A 16,202-nucleotide genomic window follows, 5' to 3' on the forward strand; every position below is an offset into this window, starting at 1 on the left:
CCTCGATCCTTCGCGTGGTGCGTAGCCCGTCCTGAGTGGTTCGTCTGATTGTGTTCTTGACCTCGGTTGGGCGTGTTTCGTGGGCGCGTGTCGCTGCGTGCGCCGGTTCCGGCCGGGTCGTGCTGCCGCTCCTTCGGCGGGTCGTGGGGGCGTCGTTGTCCGGGTCAGGTCGTCAGCACGGCGAGCCGTTGCCAGGCGATCGCCACGGCGTGGGTGTGCGGGTGGTCGCGGTCGAAGCGGAGCCATCTTCGTCGGGCGTGGCGGGCCAGGCGGGCCGGGAGCCGGTAGACGAGCTCGCGCATCGTGACCGGTTCGGCCTTGGTTAGCAGGTCGTGGTCGTGGAAGCCGAGCAGGCGGGTCCAGCAGTCCAGGTCAGCAGCGGTCTGGGCGAGCAGGGTCCAGGCGACGTTGACTCGCCACGAGGCGGACGGCAGGTGCCCGAGTCCGGTCTGCTTGGCGACGCGGACACGGTCCTCGACCACGGCGTGGTGGCGGTGCAGGACGTCGAGCCACTGCGGGTGGTTCGTTCCTGGGATGCCGCGCATCCGTTGGATGTTCGTCGCGGTGATCGCGTATCTCCAGTCGGTCCGCAGCTCGAGGTCGGTGAGCTTGCCGGCCGCGCGATCGCGGTCGGTGATCGGGACGCGGCGGACGATCAGGCGGATGTCGTCGGGCCAGCCTTCGCGGCGGGGCAGGCCGGTGATCTCGGCGACGTGCCCGTAGCCGACCTCTTGTCCGTCGCCGGTGGTGATGGTGGCGGGTGTGCCGTCCTGGCGCAGGTAGGCGGTCCACACCTTCTCGGGCAGGGCCGCGATCGCGGCCTCCTCGACGTTGGTGATGGTCCAGCCGATGGTGAACGCGACCCGGCGCCGCTTGTGGTTGGCGGCGATGATCCTCTCGATCGTCTCGTGGCAGGCGCCTGCGCCGTCGATCCGCACGAGGATCTTGGAGTGCCGGCCGTGGTCGGGGATCTGGTCGAGCACCTCGTTCAGCACGGTGAGGTGGTCGGCGGCGGTGTTGGACCCGGCGTTGCCCGGGCGGGGCAGGATCGTCAGGGTCTCGCCGGTGTTCGCGACCCAGCCCCCGAGCGGGTGGTGGCCCCACCCGCCCTTGTAGGTGCCGGCTGCGTTCTCCTTGGCGGAGTGGGCCTCCACGAGGGTCGCGTCGAGGTCGACGACGATCCACCTGTCGAGCGTCTTGCCGCCGATCGTCAGCCACGGGAACCCGCCCGGCCGGGCCGCGATGAGCTGCCATGCCTTCTTCCTGGCGCGCTTGAGCCCGACCCGCAGTCTGCCAAGGCGCCGGTCGTCGACCGCGTCCAGGGTCCGCCACAACGTGGTGTCGCTGCCGCAGGGCCCGAGGGTGGCCGTGTGATGGGCGAGCAGCCGCTCGACCTGGGACAGGTTCCGTGCTCCGGCAGCGACCGCGGCAGCCGCCGAGGCCAGCACCGTGCCGCGGCAGATCCGTTCGACCCTGCCCGGGCCGAACGCCGCCGCGATGTGATCGGTCAAACCCACGACGTCAGCGGTCTTGCGCAGCAGCACCAGCCCCGCGTCCTTGACCAGCCCGCGACCGTCAGCGGTCACTTCCAAACGGTTGTCCCACGCGATACCCTCGCCCACCAGAAAGGTGCTCCGATCCTGCGCCCCGGATGCTGTCTCGACAACACCATCCTTGCAGGTCAGAGCACCTTTCCCATATCTTGGGTCACCTCACCGGCGAAGCATCGAGGCCAGCGGCACTTGTGGCGGAGTTGTCTAGTTCTGTGGCGAGTGCTGTCCAGGTCATTAACACACGCCAAGATCTGGTTGAGATCTTGATGAATAGGGCAGACGTTCGTCTTGGCGATATAAGAGTCTGGCTACCTCCGTCGACCTATCCCAATCGCTTGGTCCGTGCTCTCGCTATTGCGCAGGACCTGGGTCGAGACGACCTCGTTGAGAGGTTCGCTCGCTCGTCGACGACGCTCCTAGTGTTCGCGGCTTCGGAGGTCGTGCGCAACCAGGGCGTCAGGTGGTCGAGAGACTGGCGGGCAAACTCACGGTGCAACTGGGGCGGGCGATCCTCTGAGGGCGTCCCGGACCTGACTTCCGATCGCGTGTGGTGCTTTGGGGTTCACGCTCGTGGGCGCTGTCTCGGGGGCGATCGAGGGTGCGGTCACGAGCGTGGTCTCGCAGAAGCTGGCCAAGAACCCGGTCTCTTGGCGCAGTGTGGGGTCAGCGGCGGGCAAGGGCGCGGTCGCGGGTGCGATCGGTGGGCTGCTGGGTTGACCGCTGGCGGGCCGGCTCGGGTCCAAGGTTACGGGCTGGGCGGCCAGCGCGGGGCAGAAAATCGGTTCCAAAATCGGGCAGACCCTGGCCGCGTAGGCACTGGTCAGTGCCGTCAAGAAGATGACGGGAGACCAGTGCTCCTTCACCGGTGACACCCGCGTCCTGATGGGTGACGGGTCGAGCAGGCCGATCGAGGAGATCGTCCCGGGCGGCAAGGTGATCTCGACCGACCCCCAGACCGGGGAACGGGCCGAGAAGACCGTCGAGGCGACATGGGTGCACGACATCGTCGTGGACCTCGAGATCGACGGGCAGGTCATCCGGGCCGCGGTCCTCGTCCACAACTGCGGCGAGGGCTACGATCTTCGTGGTAAGGACCCGATGAGTGTCGTTCCCGACAATGCAAGTGTTCGGGAATTGACCCCACATTCGAATAGGGCTCCCAATACGGCCTGGAGCTCAAGTGGAAAAACGACTCAAATCAGACTGTTAGGCCCCGGATTCACGGGCCAGATGGCACCGCCCCGCCGGGATCAAACTCGGCGTCTGGCGAGACGTATCGCATTTCAATCGGGAAGAAGTATCAGGATGAGGCTGGAAACCTTTATCATCACCAGTTGCACAACCAGAACAGCCCAAACTACGACCCGGCCGCGGCAAACGACACGCATATTCCGTGGCCATCAAACTTTCCCGGGGCTATAGATGAGTGTTATGTCGGATGGGTTTGTGTCATTGCTTGTCAGGATCGTGTCCACATCCTCCGAGGTAAGGGAGGAGGGGGCTGAAATTGCAGCCGACTGGTCGGAGGCATTCTCTCGCGAGCAGGCGGATGTACTGACGCATCTACTTGCAAGTGTCGCTCTGCTCGAGAGTGAGGTTTCGGCGCGAGAGGCACAGTTGGGCGCGCTCGTGGAAGTGTTCGAACCCTACCGGATGAGTACACGCGCGGTGCGACTACTTCCTGCGCTGCGGCCGCGAGTCGATCCGCAGCAGAGGGCATATATCGACGAAGTTCTTGGCAGGATCTCCTGGTAACGTAGACGTACTGGAGAAATCAGTCAGGCTGTGGCGCAGTCACTTGAACGTACGATTCTGTATCTCCGGGAGTGGTCGTGGGCGCGGTCGAGGCGCTCAACGGCCTACGGCTGGAACCCATTCTATGGGCGTATCGCTGGCAGAGGCCTAAGCAAATATCTGACTGGACACCGGAACCGATCTAACGCGGCAGGAGGCTTCTGTGATTGACTTTCAGGTACGAAATGAACTCGGAGAGACGGTCGTGCACGGTCTCGTCGGTCTTGAGTGGTCCGAGGCGGTCAGCTCAATCGATATGAATAAGTTTCCGATGATAAAGGGTTTGCTTCCATATGCCGATACCATGTTTAACCATTATCAAGTAAACAGGTTGCGAGCCGAAATCTCCCACCCGACCGTGCGTGATGCCCTTGGTGAAGGTGTGGCTGCGGAAATTGAGCGACTCTGCATCGATGTTCAGCGCGGCACGCATCTTTACCTGTGGTTCCTCGGTGACTGAACCTCGTGCGAGGCGTTCGAGGGCGATGGAGCACAGAGTCATCAAGTCCAAACGCTGGATGCGCCCGCGGCTTGCGGGGTGCAAATGAAGTATGTGGAGCTGAGCGATGAGGATGGCGCCGTCGTGTTTGATGTCCTGCGCTACCTCAAAGCCCTGCCCGAGCTGGAGAAGCTTCTGCCGGAAGGGGCGCGGCGATTCGCCACGGACCCCGACCGCTACGACTTCTACAGCACGAGATGCGTGAAAGACCTCGTGATGGACCGGCAGACGTTCGACGCTGACTCGGGGACCTGCACGATCGTCTTCGCCCCCAACGTCCGCAAGCACGACCAAGGGCTTACGGTGACCTACACGGACGTCAGGTCAATCGAGGTTCGGATCAAGCCGTCGTCGGACCTTGTGCCGTGGCGTACCCACCTGATGCTCGACGAGATTCTCCCAGAGGCCGGCGGCGTCCAGCATGAGTACCAGTTGGGGAGTGGCACCGTGGTGATCCAGGCCGCTGACCTCGAAGCAAGGTGGGGCGCGATCGAACTGGAGTGATGCTGAGCAGGCCGATCACGGGCATCGTGACCCGCACGGCCCTACCGCCCGGCCCACGATGTCGGCGACGCCTGGGACAATGGTCCCGTGCCCCTGTACCGAGACGACGCGATCGTTCTGCGCACCCACAAGCTGGGTGAGGCAGACCGCATCGTCACGTTCCTCACGCGGGAGAACGGCAAGGTGCGGGCGGTCGGCAAGGGTGTGCGGCGCACGTCGTCCCGCTTCGGGGCGCGCCTCGAGCCGTTCATGGTGGTGGACGTCCAGCTCCACGTGGGCCGTAACCTCGACACCGTGACGCAGGTCGAGACCGTCGGGCCTTACGCGCGCGCCATCTGCGAGGACTACGGCCTGTACACCGCGGGCGCGGCCATGCTGGAGGCCGCCGACCGGCTGGTCGAGGCCGAGCGGGAGCCCGCCGTCCAGCAGTACTGGCTGCTCGCCGGTGGCCTGCGGGCGCTTGCCGAGCGGCACCACGACTCCGGCCTGGTCCTCGACTCGTACCTGCTGCGCGCGTTCTCGGTGGCCGGCTGGGCGCCCAGCTTCACCGACTGCGCCCGCTGCGGCGAGCCCGGACCGCACCGCGCCTTCAACGTGGCGCAGGGCGGCGCCGTCTGCCCGCGCTGCCGGCCCCCGGGCTCCACGGCGCCCGCCCCCGAGACCTTCGTCCTCCTCGCCGCGCTGCTGGCGGGGGAGTGGGACGTCGCCGACGCGTCCGACGCGCGGCACCGCAAGGAGGCGAGCGGACTCGTCGCCGCCTACAGCCAGTACTACCTGGAGAGAACGTTGCGATCACTGCGCATGGTCGAGCGGGACACGGCACCGGCCGTGACCGCCCCGGCTTCCGGTCCGGCGGCAGCATCCGCCGCCGCGGCATCCGCCGCCGCGGCACCCGCCGCCCCCGCGAGCACCCGCGAAGGCGAGGCGGTCTGAGGTGGCGACCACGTCGACGTCGGGCACCCGGACTCCCGTGCGGCCCTTTCCGCACCCCACGGGCGCCACGGCGCCCGCGATCCCGCTCGAGTTCGTGCCCAAGCACGTGGCCGTCGTCATGGACGGCAACGGGCGGTGGGCCAACGCGCGCGGCCTGCCGCGCACCGAGGGCCACAAGGCGGGCGAGGCGGCGCTCCTCGACGTGGTGGCGGGCTGCATCGAGGTGGGCGTCCAGAACATCTCCGCGTACGCGTTCAGCACGGAGAACTGGAAGCGGTCGCCGGACGAGGTCCGCTTCCTCATGCGCTTCACGCAGGACGTGATGCGCCGCCAGCTCGACACCATGGCCTCGTGGGGCGTGCGGGTCCGCTGGTCGGGGCGCCGGCCGAGGCTGTGGCAGTCGGTCATCCGCGTGCTGGAGCAGGCCGAGGTCGCCACGCGTGACAACGACGTCTGCACACTGACCATGTGCGTCAACTACGGCGGCCGGGCGGAGATCGCGGACGCGGCGGCGGCGATCGCCCGCGACGCGGCGGCCGGCACGCTCGACCCGCGCAAGGTCACGGAGCGCACCATCCAGAAGTACCTCTACGTGCCCGAGCTCCCCGACGTGGACCTGCTCATCCGCACCGGCGGCGAGCAGCGCACCTCCAACTTCCAGATGTGGGAGGCGGCGTACGCGGAGCTCGTGTTCCTGCAGGAGGCGTGGCCTGAGGTGGACCGGCGGCACCTGTGGCGTGCGGTCGAGGAGTACGCGCGCCGCGACCGCCGGTACGGCGGGGCGGTGGACGCGGTGGTGCCGAGCGTCTGACCGCCTGCCCGCCCGAGCGCCGCCCGCGGCGCATGCGGTTTTGGGGGGGGGGGGGGGGCTGCACCCAACACAACCAACGCATCACGGGCGACACGGGCCCGGCCGGCGCGCGGCCCGGGGGGGTTGGGTGGGGGGCGGGCCGTGCGCGCCGCCCCGCCCACAACCGCATGCTCGGCGGACGGCGCTCTCGGCGCCGTCGGGGTCTGCCTAGTCGGCGACGACCGCCGACAGGTCCTCCGCGAGCTTCGCGATGCCGTCCGGCCAGTCGTACGACAGGGCGGTGGGCGGCGAGACGGACGAGACGGGCACGTTGCCCACGACCTGCGCCACGTTGCCGGCGGCAACGGCCGGCAGGGCCTGGAGCGCGGGGCTGCTCGGCAGGGCGGCCGCGGCCTCCTCCGTGTACGTGTAGGCGACCACCACGTCGGCGTCGAGCTTGTCGAGCTCCTCGTAGGACAGCGTGTAGAAGAAGCCGCCGTCGGAGGTGTCGAGCTCGTCCACGGCCGGGGCCGTCGTGAAGCCGAGGGCCTCCAGGAAGGCGGCGCGCGGGTCGGCCGAGGTGTAGATGTAGATCAGGCCCTCGCTCGGCGAGTCGTTGATCGCGGCGATCGTCTTGCCCTCGAACTCCGGGTGCTCCTCAGCGATCCCACTCGTGAAGTCCTCGACGTCGGCGAGCACCTGCTCGCCGGCGGCGCTGCGGCCCAGGGCCTTCGCCGTCACGGTGATGGTCTCGTCCCACGGCGTGGTCCACGGAGCGTCGGCGTACGCGACGACGGGGGCGATCTCCGAGAGCAGGTCGTACTGCTCCTGGGTGATGCCGGAGTACGGGGCGACGATCAGGTCGGGGGCCGCCTCGACGAACTCCTCGTAGGGCACCGTGGCGCCGCCCTCGGGGTCGGTGAGCACGACGGGGTGCTCCACCCCGGCCTCGTCGTAGGCCTCCTCGACCCACGGCAGCAGGTTGCCCGCGCCGACGGTCCAGACCTGCTCGGCGACGGCAACCGGGAACACGCCCACGGCGACGGCGGCCTCGGTGGAGCCCCAGCCCCAGGTGGCGACGCGCTCGGGCTCGGCCTCGATCACGGTCTCGCCGAACGCGTGCTCGATCGTGATCGGGAACTCGTCGGTGGCGCCACCGGTGGCGGACTGCGAGGCCTCGGGCGCGGACTCGTCGGGGGACGAGCAGCCCGCGAGGGCGAGGGCGGTCGCGGCCACGAGGCCCGCGACCGCGGTGAGGGAACGGCGAGGACGCACGGGTTCTCCCAGCTAGAAGGTGTCAGGTGAGGAGAGCCTAACCTCAGCCCGAGCCCAATTACGTCACGACGGTGTTACGAAAATGCCACTGTGCTGCACGTCACGCGGAGTGGAACCGGCCTACCGGGACGACGAGGGGCGAACCGGACACCGGATCGGGGACGACCTGAGCCGTCAGGTCGAACGCCGACAGCACGACCTCGCTGGTCAGGACCTCCTTCGGGTTGCCTTCGGCAACGATCTTGCCCGCGCTCATCACCACGAGGTGGTCCGCGTAGCGGGCCGCGAGGTTGAGCTCGTGCAGCACCATGGCGACAGTGGTGCCGCGCGTCCGGTTCAGCTCCGTGAGCAGGTCCAGCAGGTCGAGCTGGTGGCGCACGTCGAGGAACGTGGTGGGCTCGTCGAGCAGCACCACGTCCGTCTGCTGGGCCAGCACCATCGCGATCCACACGCGCTGCCGCTGGCCGCCCGAGAGCTCCTGGACCGGGCGGTCGGCCAGGTCGCCAACGCCCGTGGACTCGAGCGCCGCGAGCACGACGGCGTCGTCGTCGGACGAGTGCCGCCCGAACCAGCCCTGGTGCGGGTAGCGCCCGCGGGCCACGAGCTCGGCGACGCGCACGCCGTCCGGCGCGATCGACGACTGCGGCAGCATGCCCACCCGTCGCGCGAGCTCGCGCCGCGGCATCCGCGAGACGTCCTCGTCGCCGAGCATCACCCGGCCCCCCTCGAGCGGGTGGAGCCGGGCGAGCCCGCGCAGCAGCGTGGACTTGCCGCACGCGTTGGGTCCCACGATCGCGGTCACCTTCCCGGGCGGCAGCGTGAGGTCGAGGCCGTCGATGACACGACGGCCGTCGTAGCCGAGCACGACCCCCTGCGCGCGGAGGGCCTCGCTCCGCGCGGCCCGGGGACCATCGCCGGCGGGCGTGGCGTCGGCGGGCGCGGCATCGCGGCCAGTCGTGGCGTCGGTGGCGGGGACGGCGGCGGTCATGCGCGGGACTTCCTCTCGTTCGTGGCGAGCAGCCACAGCAGGTACGGCGCACCGATGATGCCCGTCACGATGCCCACGGGGGCGGAGACGCCGAACAGGGCGTGCTGGCCCACCAGGTCGGCGGTGAGCACCAGCACGGCGCCCACCCCGGCCGACGCGAGCAGGGCGGCGCCGCCGTCGTTCAGCAGGCGGCGGGCGACCGCCGGGGCCACGAGCGCGACGAAGGCGACCGGGCCCGCGAAGGAGGTGGCGATCGCGACGAGCCCCACGGCGAGCAGCAGCGACCCCACGCGGGCGGCGTCGACGTGGACGCCGAGCGCCCGGGCGTTGTCGTCGCCGAGCGCGAGCGGGCCCTGGGTGCGGGCCACGAGCGCGACGGCGAAGGCCAGGACCGCCGCTACGGTGCCGAGCAGCGCGAGCTCCTCGCCGCGGATGTCGGACACCGAACCGACGGTCCAGAGCAGGGCGGACTGCGCCTCCCGCTCGTCCGCGTTCGCCAGGAGCCACGAGAGCAGGGAGGAGCACAGGTAGGCGAAGCCCACGCCGACCAGCACGAACCGGATCGAGTGAAGTCCCTGCCGCCAGGCGAAGAACCAGATCGCCACGGCGACGAGGAGCGCTCCGGCGAACGCCGCGCCTGCCACCGCGAGCCCGCTGAGCCCGGCGACGAGCAGCGCCCAGACGGCGCCGAGGCCAGCTCCGCTGGCGATGCCGAGGATGTCGGGCGAGGCGAGGGGGTTGCGCAGGGTCGACTGGAAGAGTGCCCCGGCGAGCGCGAAGCACGCCCCCACCACCATCGCCGCGACCACGCGCGGCAGCCGCAGCCGGTGGACGATGAACAGGTCCTTGGCGTCGCCCAGCCCGAACAGCGCGCCGAGTGCGCGGCCCGGCGGGAGGGAGGCCGCGCCGAGGGACAGGGCCAGGGTCGCCAGGGCGACCAGGAGCGCGGCGCAGACCACCAGGACCAGCACGAGGCGCCGGCGCCGGGCGGCACGGAGGTGCCGGACGGCGGAGCCCGCCGCCACCGCGTAGGTCGTCACCAGGTCGTTCGCCATCGTCACACCCCCGCCACGTTGCGGCCGCGGGCGACGGCGACGAGCACGGGAGCGCCGAGCAGCGCGGCGACGACGCCCGCCTCCAGCTCGGAGTGGGGCAGTACCAGCCGGCCGATGACGTCAGCGCCGAGCAGCATGACCGGGCCCAGGAGCGCGGCGAGCGCCATGACCCACCGGTAGTCGGTCCCGACGAGGCGGCGCGCGGCGTGCGGGACGGCGAGCCCGACGAGGGCGATGGGCCCGGCCAGCGCGGTGGCGGTGCCGGAGAGCAGCACCACGGCGACGCCCGTCATGGCCCGGGTGGTGCCGACGCTCTGGCCGAGGGCCTTCGCGACGTCGTCGCCCAGCGCGAGCATGTTGAGGCGGTGCGCGAGGATCGCCGCGAGGATGACCCCGAGCACGACGAACGGCCACAGGGTGGCCACGGTGTCGAGGCCGCGGCCTGTGAGCGAGCCGACCACCCAGAAGCGGTACAGGTTGAACGCCGTCACGTCGCGCAGCAGGACCAGCGTGATGAGCGGGGTGATCAGCGCGGTGACCGTGGCGCCGACGAGGGCGAGGCGGACGGGCTGGGCGGCGCCGATCGAGAAGACCAGCAGGGCCGCCGCCGCGGCGCCGAGGAACGCGAACCAGACGTAGCCGATCGGGGCGGTCACGCCGACGAGCCAGAACGCGCAGACCACGGCGAGCGACGCCCCGGAGTTGAGGCCGAGCAGGCCGGGATCGGCGATCGGGTTGCGGGTGACTCCCTGGACGAGCGTGCCGGCGAGGCCCAGGGCGACGCCCGCGGCGAGGCCCACGAGCGTGCGGGGCAGCCGCTGTTCCAGGACGACGCGGTGGTCCTGGTCGGAGGCCACGGGCGCCACGAGCGCGTTCCAGACGTCGGCCGGGGCGATGTCCCGCACGCCGAGCGCCAGGCTCGCGACGGCGATCAGCCCCAGAGCCACGAGGGCCGTGACCAGGGCCAGGGCTCGTCGTCGCGCGCGCCGGGCGACCGGGTTCGCGGCGTCGGCCGAGCGGGGACGAGTCACCTCACCCGAGGTCTCGCGTGGTGAGGTAAGCATTGCCTAAGTCTCGCACAGGGCGCGAGGTGCTAGGCGCGGCAGTCCGCGCAGGTGCCCCACAGCTCGACGGTGTGGTCGATGTCGGAGAAACCGTGCGTCGCTCCCACCGTCGACGCCCAGGACTCCACCGTGGGACCGTCGATCTCGACCGTGCGGCCGCACTCGCGGCACACCAGGTGGTGGTGGTGCTCGCGCCGCGCGCAGCGGCGGTAGAGGCTCTCGCCGTCCTCGTTGCGCAGGACGTCGACCTCCTGCGCGTCGGCCAGCGCCTGGAGCGTGCGGTAGACCGTGGCGAGACCGACGGAGTCGCCACGGGAGCGCAGCACCTCATGGAGCTGCTGGGCGGAGCGGAAGTCCGCCAGGTCGGCCAGGGCGTCCGCCACGGCGGTGCGCTGGCGGGTCATGCGGGGTGGTGCGTTCATCAGGCGCAGACCTCCTTCTCACCCGGACGGGTGGTGGCCGCGACCTCGACGTCGTCCGGGATGTCGGGGTGCGGGTCGGTGGCGGGCGCGCCCCGGGCCAGGAGAGGCCGGACGACGACCGCGACGACGTAGGCCGCGATGGCGAGCACCACGATCGTGGCGCCGGGGGAGACATTCTGCCAGTACGTGATCGTCAGGCCCGTCACGCAGACCACGACGCCCACCACGCTGGCGGTGAGCATGGTCCGCGTGAACGCGTGCGTGAGCTGTTGCGCCACCGCGACGGGCACGATCATGAGGGCGCTGACGAGCAGCAGGCCGACGACGCGCATGGCGACCGTCACGGTGAGGGCCGCCACCACCGCGACCGCGATGTTGAGCGCCCACACCGGCAGGCCCGAGGCCGTGGCGAACTCCTCGTCGTGGCTCACCGAGAAGAGCGCGGCCCGGAGGCCGATGCCCACGGAGAGCACCACCGCCGACAGCACCACCGTGAGCACCAGGTCGGTGCCGGACACCGTCGAGATGGACCCGAACAGGTACTGCATCAGGTTGCCCGACGTGCCGCCGGCCAGCCCGATGAGCAGGACACCGCCGGCGATGCCGCCGTAGAACATGATCGCGAGCGCCAGGTCGCCGGACGTCCGTCCGCGCCGGCGCACCACCTCGATCAGCACCGAGCCGGCGACCGCGGCGACGACCGCGCCGGGTACGGCCAGGACGTCGTCCTCGCGCAGGCCCATGGCCGCACCGACGAGCCAGCCCAGCGCGACGCCGGTGAGCGCCACGTGGCCGATGCCGTCACCCAGCAGGGCGAGCCGCTTCTGGACCAGGTAGGTGCCGACCACCGGGGCGCTGACGCCCACGAGGAGCGCGGCGATCAGCGCCCGCTGCATGAACGGGTCGGTGAGCATGTCGATCACGGCTGGACCTCCAGCTCGGTCAGGGGAGCGCGGCGCTGCTCCTCGTCGTCGTGCGGATGCACGTGCAGGTGCCCGACGGCGTCGTGGTCGCCCCGTGCGGCGGGCGGCGCCCCGTCGTGGACCACGCGTCCGTGACGCAGGACCACGGAGCGGGTGACGAGCGGTGCCAGCTCACCGAGCTCGTGGAGGACGACGAGGACCGTCAGGCCACCGTCGACCAGCGAGCGCATCGTGGCGGCGAAGGCCTCCTGACTCGGCCGGTCCACGCCCGAGACGGGCTCGTCGAGGATCAGCAGGTCCGGGCGGCGGACCAGCGCGCGGGCGATGTAGACCCGCTGCTGCTGGCCACCCGAGAGGACGTGCAGGGCGTCGTGGGCGCGGTCCGCGAGGTCCACCTGCTCCAGGGCGGCGCGCACCTCGGTGCGCCAGCCGCGCGGGAGCCGGAGGCGGCGGCCGTGCAGCAGGCCGGAGGCCACGACCTCCTCGGCGGTGGAGGGCACGCCCGAACGGGCGCCGACGCGCTGCGGTACGTACCCCACGCGCTCCCAGGGGACGGTGCGGCTGTCGCTCCCGCCGAGGACGCGCACCGTGCCCGCGCTGGGCGGGCTGACCCCGACCAGGGTCTTGACGAGCGTGGACTTGCCCGAGCCGTTGGCGCCGAGGAGCGCCACTACCTCACCCCGCCGGACCGTGAGGTCGATGCCGCGCAGGATGTGGCTCGCACCGGCCCGCACGTGCAGACCCGACACCTCGACGACGGTCTCGCCCGTCATCGGGTCGCGCGTCGCACGTTCTGAGGTCACGAGCACACCAGGCCTTCCTCCAGCGCTGCCAGGTTGGCGCGCATCACGGTCACGTAGTCGTCGCCGGCGGCCGTCGCCTCCTCGGACAGACCCTCCAGAGGGTCGAGCGTAGCGGTCCCGACCCCGAGGTCGGCGGCCAGGGTCTCCGCGACCTTGGGGCTCACGAGGGTCTCGGAGAAGATCGTGGTGACGCCGTGCTCGCGCACGATCGCGCCGATCTCGCGCAGGCGGGCGGGCGACGGCTCGGCCTCGGGGTCGAGCTCCGTGATGCCGTACTGCTCCAGCTCGTAGCGCTCGGCCAGGTAGCCGAACGCGGTGTGGCTCGTCACGAGGGTGGCGCCGGTGCAGGCGGCGAGCCCGTCGGCCAGCTCCTGGTCCAGGTCACCGAGCTGCTCCGCGAGCCGCTCCGCGCCCGCGGTGTACTCGTCGGCGTGCTCCGGGTCGGCGGCGGCCAGCTGCTCAGCGACCGCCTCGCCCACGACGGCGAGCCGGGTCGGGTCGAGCCAGAAGTGCGGGTCGAGGTTGCCGTGGCCGTGACCGTCGTCCTCGGTGTGCCCCTCCTCCTCGGCGTGCTCGTCCGCCGCCGCCTCGTCCGCCGCCGCCTCGTCCGCGTGGTCGGCGGCCTCCGCGCTGCCGGGGTGCTCCTCGAGCTCTGCCACCTCGGCGGCGTCCACGACGCGCTCCGGCTGCCGGGACTCGATGCCCTCGTCGACGGCGGTCTGGAAGCCGGACAGGTACACGACCACATCGGCCTCGCCGATGGAGCGGACCTGGGCGGGGGAGAGCTCGAGGTCGTGCGGCTCCGCGGCCGGGGGCGTGAGGTTCTGGACGGTGACGAGGTCGCCGCCCACCTGCTGCGCCACGTACTGGAGCGGGTAGAACGAGGCGAGCACCGTGACGCCGTCGTCCCCCGTACCGCCCTGGGCGTCGCCGTTCGAGCAGGCCGCGAGAGGCGCGACGACGAGGGCGAGGGCTGGGAGGGCAGCGCGGAGCGCGACAGGACGAGGCTTCATGAGAGTCATTCTCACTTCCGGTGAGAACCGTTGTCAAACCTGCGGTTCAGGGGCCTTCGCCGACCCGAGGGCGGCCGGGGGTAGACATGTGCCGCTCCAGCGCGGTCACCCAGAGTGACGTTGTGTACTCAGAGTGACAAGCGCAGGAGCAACTATGTTCTTCCCGGGCCGAGCCGGGCCGAGCCGGTCCCGCGGACCGGTGGAACGTGGGGTCCGCCGGCCCCGGCCGGGGCGTTGTCCACAGCCTGGCGCCCAGTCGCCGGGCGGCGGGGCTACGCACCCGGGACGATGGCGCGCATGGATGCGGCGGCACTCGTCCGGGCGGCGAGGGAGCAGAGCGGCGTGACCCAGCAGGACCTGGCGGACCGCGCGGGCCTCTCGCGCGCCATGGTGGCGATGGTCGAGACCGGCAGCCGTACGCCGTCGCTCGCCGTCCTGACCGGACTGCTGGCAGCGGCAGGGCTGCAGCTGCGGGTCGAGCTCGAGCCGCTGGACGAGGACGTGCGCCGCCTGCTCGGCGAGGTGGCGGACGGACCCGCGCCGGCCGAGCAGGTCGCGGTGCTGTGGAGCAAGTTCGCCGGACTCCCGGGAGTGGCCCATCGCGTCGAAGGGCTCGCCGCGGCGGCGCTCCTCGGCCTCCCGGTCCCCGTGCCTGTGTGCGAGATCGCGCTCGCCGACACGCCCGAGACGTTCGCGTGGCTCGCGGACGGGCTGGGAAAGGCGAGCTCCCGGTTCTGGTTCCGCCAGCCCTGGGACGACTGCCCGCGGCTCTTCGTCGAGTCGGAGGCACGGCTCCGACAGCTCGTGGACGAGTGCGACGAGGGCTGGTTCTGGCTCACCTACGTCTTCGACGAGGTCCGGGTGCGTCTCGCGCCCGCCGACGTGGTGGCGAGCCAGGTCACCGTGCTCACCGAGCGCGGACCCGTTCCCGTGCAACCGATGCACGAGATCTCGTGCGACGACCCGCGAGCCGAACGGATGCTCCGTGTCGCCCGCGCCGAGCTGGAAGGCCGATCCTCGGGGTGAGGGCAGCCCCCGGCTCGCGGGGCGACACGGAGCGACGCCGTCAGGCGTCAGGCGCCGACGAGGTACCCGCCGAGGTAGCTCACGACCTTGTCCAGAGCCACGCGCTCCTGCGTCATGGAGTCGCGGTGGCGGATCGTCACGGCCTGGTCCTCGAGCGTGTCGAAGTCCACGGTGACGCAGAACGGCGTGCCCACCTCGTCCTGGCGGCGGTAGCGGCGGCCGATCGCGCCGGCGTCGTCGAAGTCGACGTTCCAGAGCTTGCGGAGCTCCGCGGCGAGGTCGCGAGCCTTGGGCGAGAGCGCCTCGTTGCGGGACAACGGCAGCACGGCGGCCTTGACGGGCGCGAGGCGCGGGTCGAGCTTGAGCACCGTGCGCTCGTCCACGCCGCCCTTCGTGTTGGGCGCCTCGTCCACCGTGTAGGCCTCGACGAGGAACGCCATGAGGGACCGAGTGAGGCCGGCGGCCGGCTCGATGACGTACGGGTAGTACTTCTCGTTGGTCACCGGGTCCCGGTACATCAGGTCCTTGCCGGAGTGCTCCGCGTGCGTCTTCAGGTCGAAGTCGGTGCGGTTCGCGATGCCCTCGAGCTCGCCCCACTCGCTGCCCTGGAAACCGAAGCGGTACTCGATGTCCACGGTGCGGGTGGAGTAGTGCGAGAGCTTCTCCTTGGGGTGCTCGTAGTGCCGCAGGTTCTCGCGGGCGATGCCGAGGTCCGCGTACCAGTCGGTGCGGTAGTCGATCCAGTACTGGTGCCACTGCTCGTCCGTGCCCGGCTCGACGAAGAACTCCATCTCCATCTGCTCGAACTCGCGCGTGCGGAAGATGAAGTTGCCCGGCGTGATCTCGTTGCGGAACGACTTGCCGATCTGGCCGATGCCGAACGGCGGCTTCTTGCGGGCCGTGCCGGCCACGTTCGCGAAGTTCACGAAGATGCCCTGGGCGGTCTCGGGCCGCAGGTAGTGCAGGCCGGACTCGTCCTCGACCGGGCCGAGATACGTCTTGAGCATCATGTTGAAGTCGCGCGGCTCGGTCCACTTGCCACGCGTGCCGCAGCTGGGGCACGCGACCTCGGCCAGGCCGCCCTCAGGCGCGCGGCCCTTCTTCTCCTCGAACTCCTCGACGAGGTGGTCCTCGCGGAAGCGCTTGTGGCAGGAGAGGCACTCGGTCAGCGGGTCGGTGAACACGCCGACGTGGCCCGAAGCCACCCAGACCTGGCGCGGGAGGATCACCGACGAGTCGAGGCCGACGATGTCGTCACGGCCCGTGACCATCGACTTCCACCACTGGCGCTTGATGTTCTCCTTGAGCTCCACGCCGAGGGGGCCGTAGTCCCACGCCGATCGCGTCCCGCCGTAGATCTCACCCGACGGGAACACGAAACCTCGCCGCTTGGCGAGAGAGACGACGGCGTCGAGCTTGGCGGTCGCTGAAGGCGCACTGGCCACGTAGATCACTCCAGGTCGGGAACGGGCCCGCGCGTGGCGCCGGCATGCGCTCGCGAGGGTCGCGGGAAAGAATCAGGCCCAGCCTACCGGTCCGGCTCTCTTCGAACCTGCCCTT

The 16,202-nt window shown here is 70.6% G+C and carries 17 protein-coding genes; 7 read left to right on the forward strand and 10 right to left on the reverse strand.

Annotated features, from left to right (window positions below; genetic code table 11):
* Positions 1-164: 164 nt before the first annotated feature.
* Entirely contained in the window at positions 165-1,586 is a 1,422-nt protein-coding gene (locus tag AC060K_RS19960; protein ID WP_483767098.1) for an IS1380 family transposase, read from the reverse strand.
* Positions 1,587-2,123: 537 nt separating this feature from the next.
* Here AC060K_RS19960 and AC060K_RS19965 point away from each other — a divergent pair.
* From AC060K_RS19965 to AC060K_RS19990, 6 genes are all read left to right on the forward strand, one after another.
* On the forward strand, positions 2,124-2,270 hold the full coding sequence (locus AC060K_RS19965; protein ID WP_483767099.1) for a hypothetical protein: 147 nt from the start codon (positions 2,124-2,126) through the stop codon (positions 2,268-2,270).
* A gap of 452 nt (positions 2,271-2,722) precedes the next feature.
* Complete coding sequence (locus tag AC060K_RS19970) at positions 2,723-3,058, forward strand: polymorphic toxin type 30 domain-containing protein (RefSeq protein WP_483767153.1); 336 nt, start codon at positions 2,723-2,725, stop codon at positions 3,056-3,058.
* A gap of 452 nt (positions 3,059-3,510) precedes the next feature.
* A complete protein-coding gene (locus tag AC060K_RS19975) occupies positions 3,511-3,807 on the forward strand; it encodes a hypothetical protein (protein ID WP_483767100.1) in 297 nt (98 codons plus the stop codon).
* Positions 3,808-3,891: 84 nt separating this feature from the next.
* Positions 3,892-4,350, forward strand: coding sequence for a hypothetical protein (locus tag AC060K_RS19980; protein ID WP_483767101.1), 459 nt, complete (start codon positions 3,892-3,894; stop codon positions 4,348-4,350).
* Between the two features lie 87 nt (positions 4,351-4,437).
* Entirely contained in the window at positions 4,438-5,283 is an 846-nt protein-coding gene (gene recO / locus AC060K_RS19985; RefSeq protein ID WP_483767102.1) for a DNA repair protein RecO, read from the forward strand.
* A 1-nt stretch (position 5,284) separates the two neighbouring features.
* Positions 5,285-6,094: an isoprenyl transferase gene (locus AC060K_RS19990; protein WP_483767103.1), complete on the forward strand. Its 810-nt coding sequence runs from the start codon at positions 5,285-5,287 to the stop codon at positions 6,092-6,094.
* A gap of 207 nt (positions 6,095-6,301) precedes the next feature.
* Here the strand turns inward: AC060K_RS19990 and AC060K_RS19995 are convergent, their stop codons facing one another.
* The 8 genes from AC060K_RS19995 to AC060K_RS20030 all read right to left on the reverse strand — a co-directional run bounded on the left by AC060K_RS19995 (position 6,302) and on the right by AC060K_RS20030 (position 13,616).
* Entirely contained in the window at positions 6,302-7,348 is a 1,047-nt protein-coding gene (locus tag AC060K_RS19995) for an iron-siderophore ABC transporter substrate-binding protein (protein WP_483767104.1), read from the reverse strand.
* A gap of 100 nt (positions 7,349-7,448) precedes the next feature.
* Positions 7,449-8,336 (reverse strand): ABC transporter ATP-binding protein, encoded by an 888-nt coding sequence (locus tag AC060K_RS20000; RefSeq protein ID WP_483767105.1) that lies wholly within the window; start codon positions 8,334-8,336, stop codon positions 7,449-7,451.
* A complete protein-coding gene (locus tag AC060K_RS20005; RefSeq protein WP_483767106.1) occupies positions 8,333-9,391 on the reverse strand; it encodes a FecCD family ABC transporter permease in 1,059 nt (352 codons plus the stop codon). The genes AC060K_RS20000 and AC060K_RS20005 overlap by 4 nt, the downstream gene beginning before the upstream one ends.
* A gap of 2 nt (positions 9,392-9,393) precedes the next feature.
* Positions 9,394-10,455 carry a FecCD family ABC transporter permease gene (locus AC060K_RS20010; RefSeq protein ID WP_483767107.1) on the reverse strand — a complete coding sequence of 354 codons (1,062 nt, stop codon included), beginning with the start codon at positions 10,453-10,455 and terminating at the stop codon, positions 9,394-9,396.
* 29 nt (positions 10,456-10,484) lie between these two features.
* Positions 10,485-10,877: a Fur family transcriptional regulator gene (locus AC060K_RS20015; RefSeq protein WP_483767108.1), complete on the reverse strand. Its 393-nt coding sequence runs from the start codon at positions 10,875-10,877 to the stop codon at positions 10,485-10,487.
* The gene (locus AC060K_RS20020; protein ID WP_483767154.1) at positions 10,877-11,791 is read right to left on the reverse strand and encodes a metal ABC transporter permease; all 915 of its coding nucleotides are present in this window, start codon (positions 11,789-11,791) and stop codon (positions 10,877-10,879) included. Before AC060K_RS20020 ends, AC060K_RS20015 begins: the two co-directional genes overlap by 1 nt.
* Before the next feature lie 5 nt (positions 11,792-11,796).
* Entirely contained in the window at positions 11,797-12,573 is a 777-nt protein-coding gene (locus tag AC060K_RS20025) for a metal ABC transporter ATP-binding protein (protein ID WP_483767155.1), read from the reverse strand.
* A gap of 26 nt (positions 12,574-12,599) precedes the next feature.
* Positions 12,600-13,616, reverse strand: coding sequence for a metal ABC transporter substrate-binding protein (locus AC060K_RS20030; protein WP_483767109.1), 1,017 nt, complete (start codon positions 13,614-13,616; stop codon positions 12,600-12,602).
* Between the two features lie 297 nt (positions 13,617-13,913).
* Between AC060K_RS20030 and AC060K_RS20035 the strand changes: the two genes are divergently transcribed.
* Entirely contained in the window at positions 13,914-14,642 is a 729-nt protein-coding gene (locus AC060K_RS20035; RefSeq protein ID WP_483767110.1) for a helix-turn-helix domain-containing protein, read from the forward strand.
* 47 nt (positions 14,643-14,689) lie between these two features.
* On the opposite strand, the gene AC060K_RS20040 is transcribed toward AC060K_RS20035, so the two are convergent.
* The gene (locus tag AC060K_RS20040; protein WP_483767111.1) at positions 14,690-16,087 is read right to left on the reverse strand and encodes a glycine--tRNA ligase; all 1,398 of its coding nucleotides are present in this window, start codon (positions 16,085-16,087) and stop codon (positions 14,690-14,692) included.
* Between the last annotated feature and the right edge of the window lie 115 nt (positions 16,088-16,202).

The organism is Antribacter sp. NEAU-D49 (assembly GCF_057158775.1).

What these genes read in the sequence shown, in the direction of transcription:
- AC060K_RS20015 (WP_483767108.1), bottom strand. Translation starts at nt 10,877, where the DNA reads ATGAACGCACCACCCCGCATGACCCGCCAGCGCACCGCCGTGGCGGAC.
- AC060K_RS20005 (WP_483767106.1), bottom strand. Translation starts at nt 9,391, where the DNA reads ATGGCGAACGACCTGGTGACGACCTACGCGGTGGCGGCGGGCTCCGCC.
- AC060K_RS20020 (WP_483767154.1), bottom strand. Translation starts at nt 11,791, where the DNA reads ATGCTCACCGACCCGTTCATGCAGCGGGCGCTGATCGCCGCGCTCCTC.
- AC060K_RS20010 (WP_483767107.1), bottom strand. Translation starts at nt 10,455, where the DNA reads ATGCTTACCTCACCACGCGAGACCTCGGGTGAGGTGACTCGTCCCCGC.
- AC060K_RS20000 (WP_483767105.1), bottom strand. Translation starts at nt 8,336, where the DNA reads ATGACCGCCGCCGTCCCCGCCACCGACGCCACGACTGGCCGCGATGCC.
- AC060K_RS20025 (WP_483767155.1), bottom strand. Translation starts at nt 12,573, where the DNA reads ATGACGGGCGAGACCGTCGTCGAGGTGTCGGGTCTGCACGTGCGGGCC.
- AC060K_RS19980 (WP_483767101.1), top strand. Translation starts at nt 3,892, where the DNA reads ATGAAGTATGTGGAGCTGAGCGATGAGGATGGCGCCGTCGTGTTTGAT.
- AC060K_RS20035 (WP_483767110.1), top strand. Translation starts at nt 13,914, where the DNA reads ATGGATGCGGCGGCACTCGTCCGGGCGGCGAGGGAGCAGAGCGGCGTG.
- AC060K_RS20030 (WP_483767109.1), bottom strand. Translation starts at nt 13,616, where the DNA reads ATGAAGCCTCGTCCTGTCGCGCTCCGCGCTGCCCTCCCAGCCCTCGCC.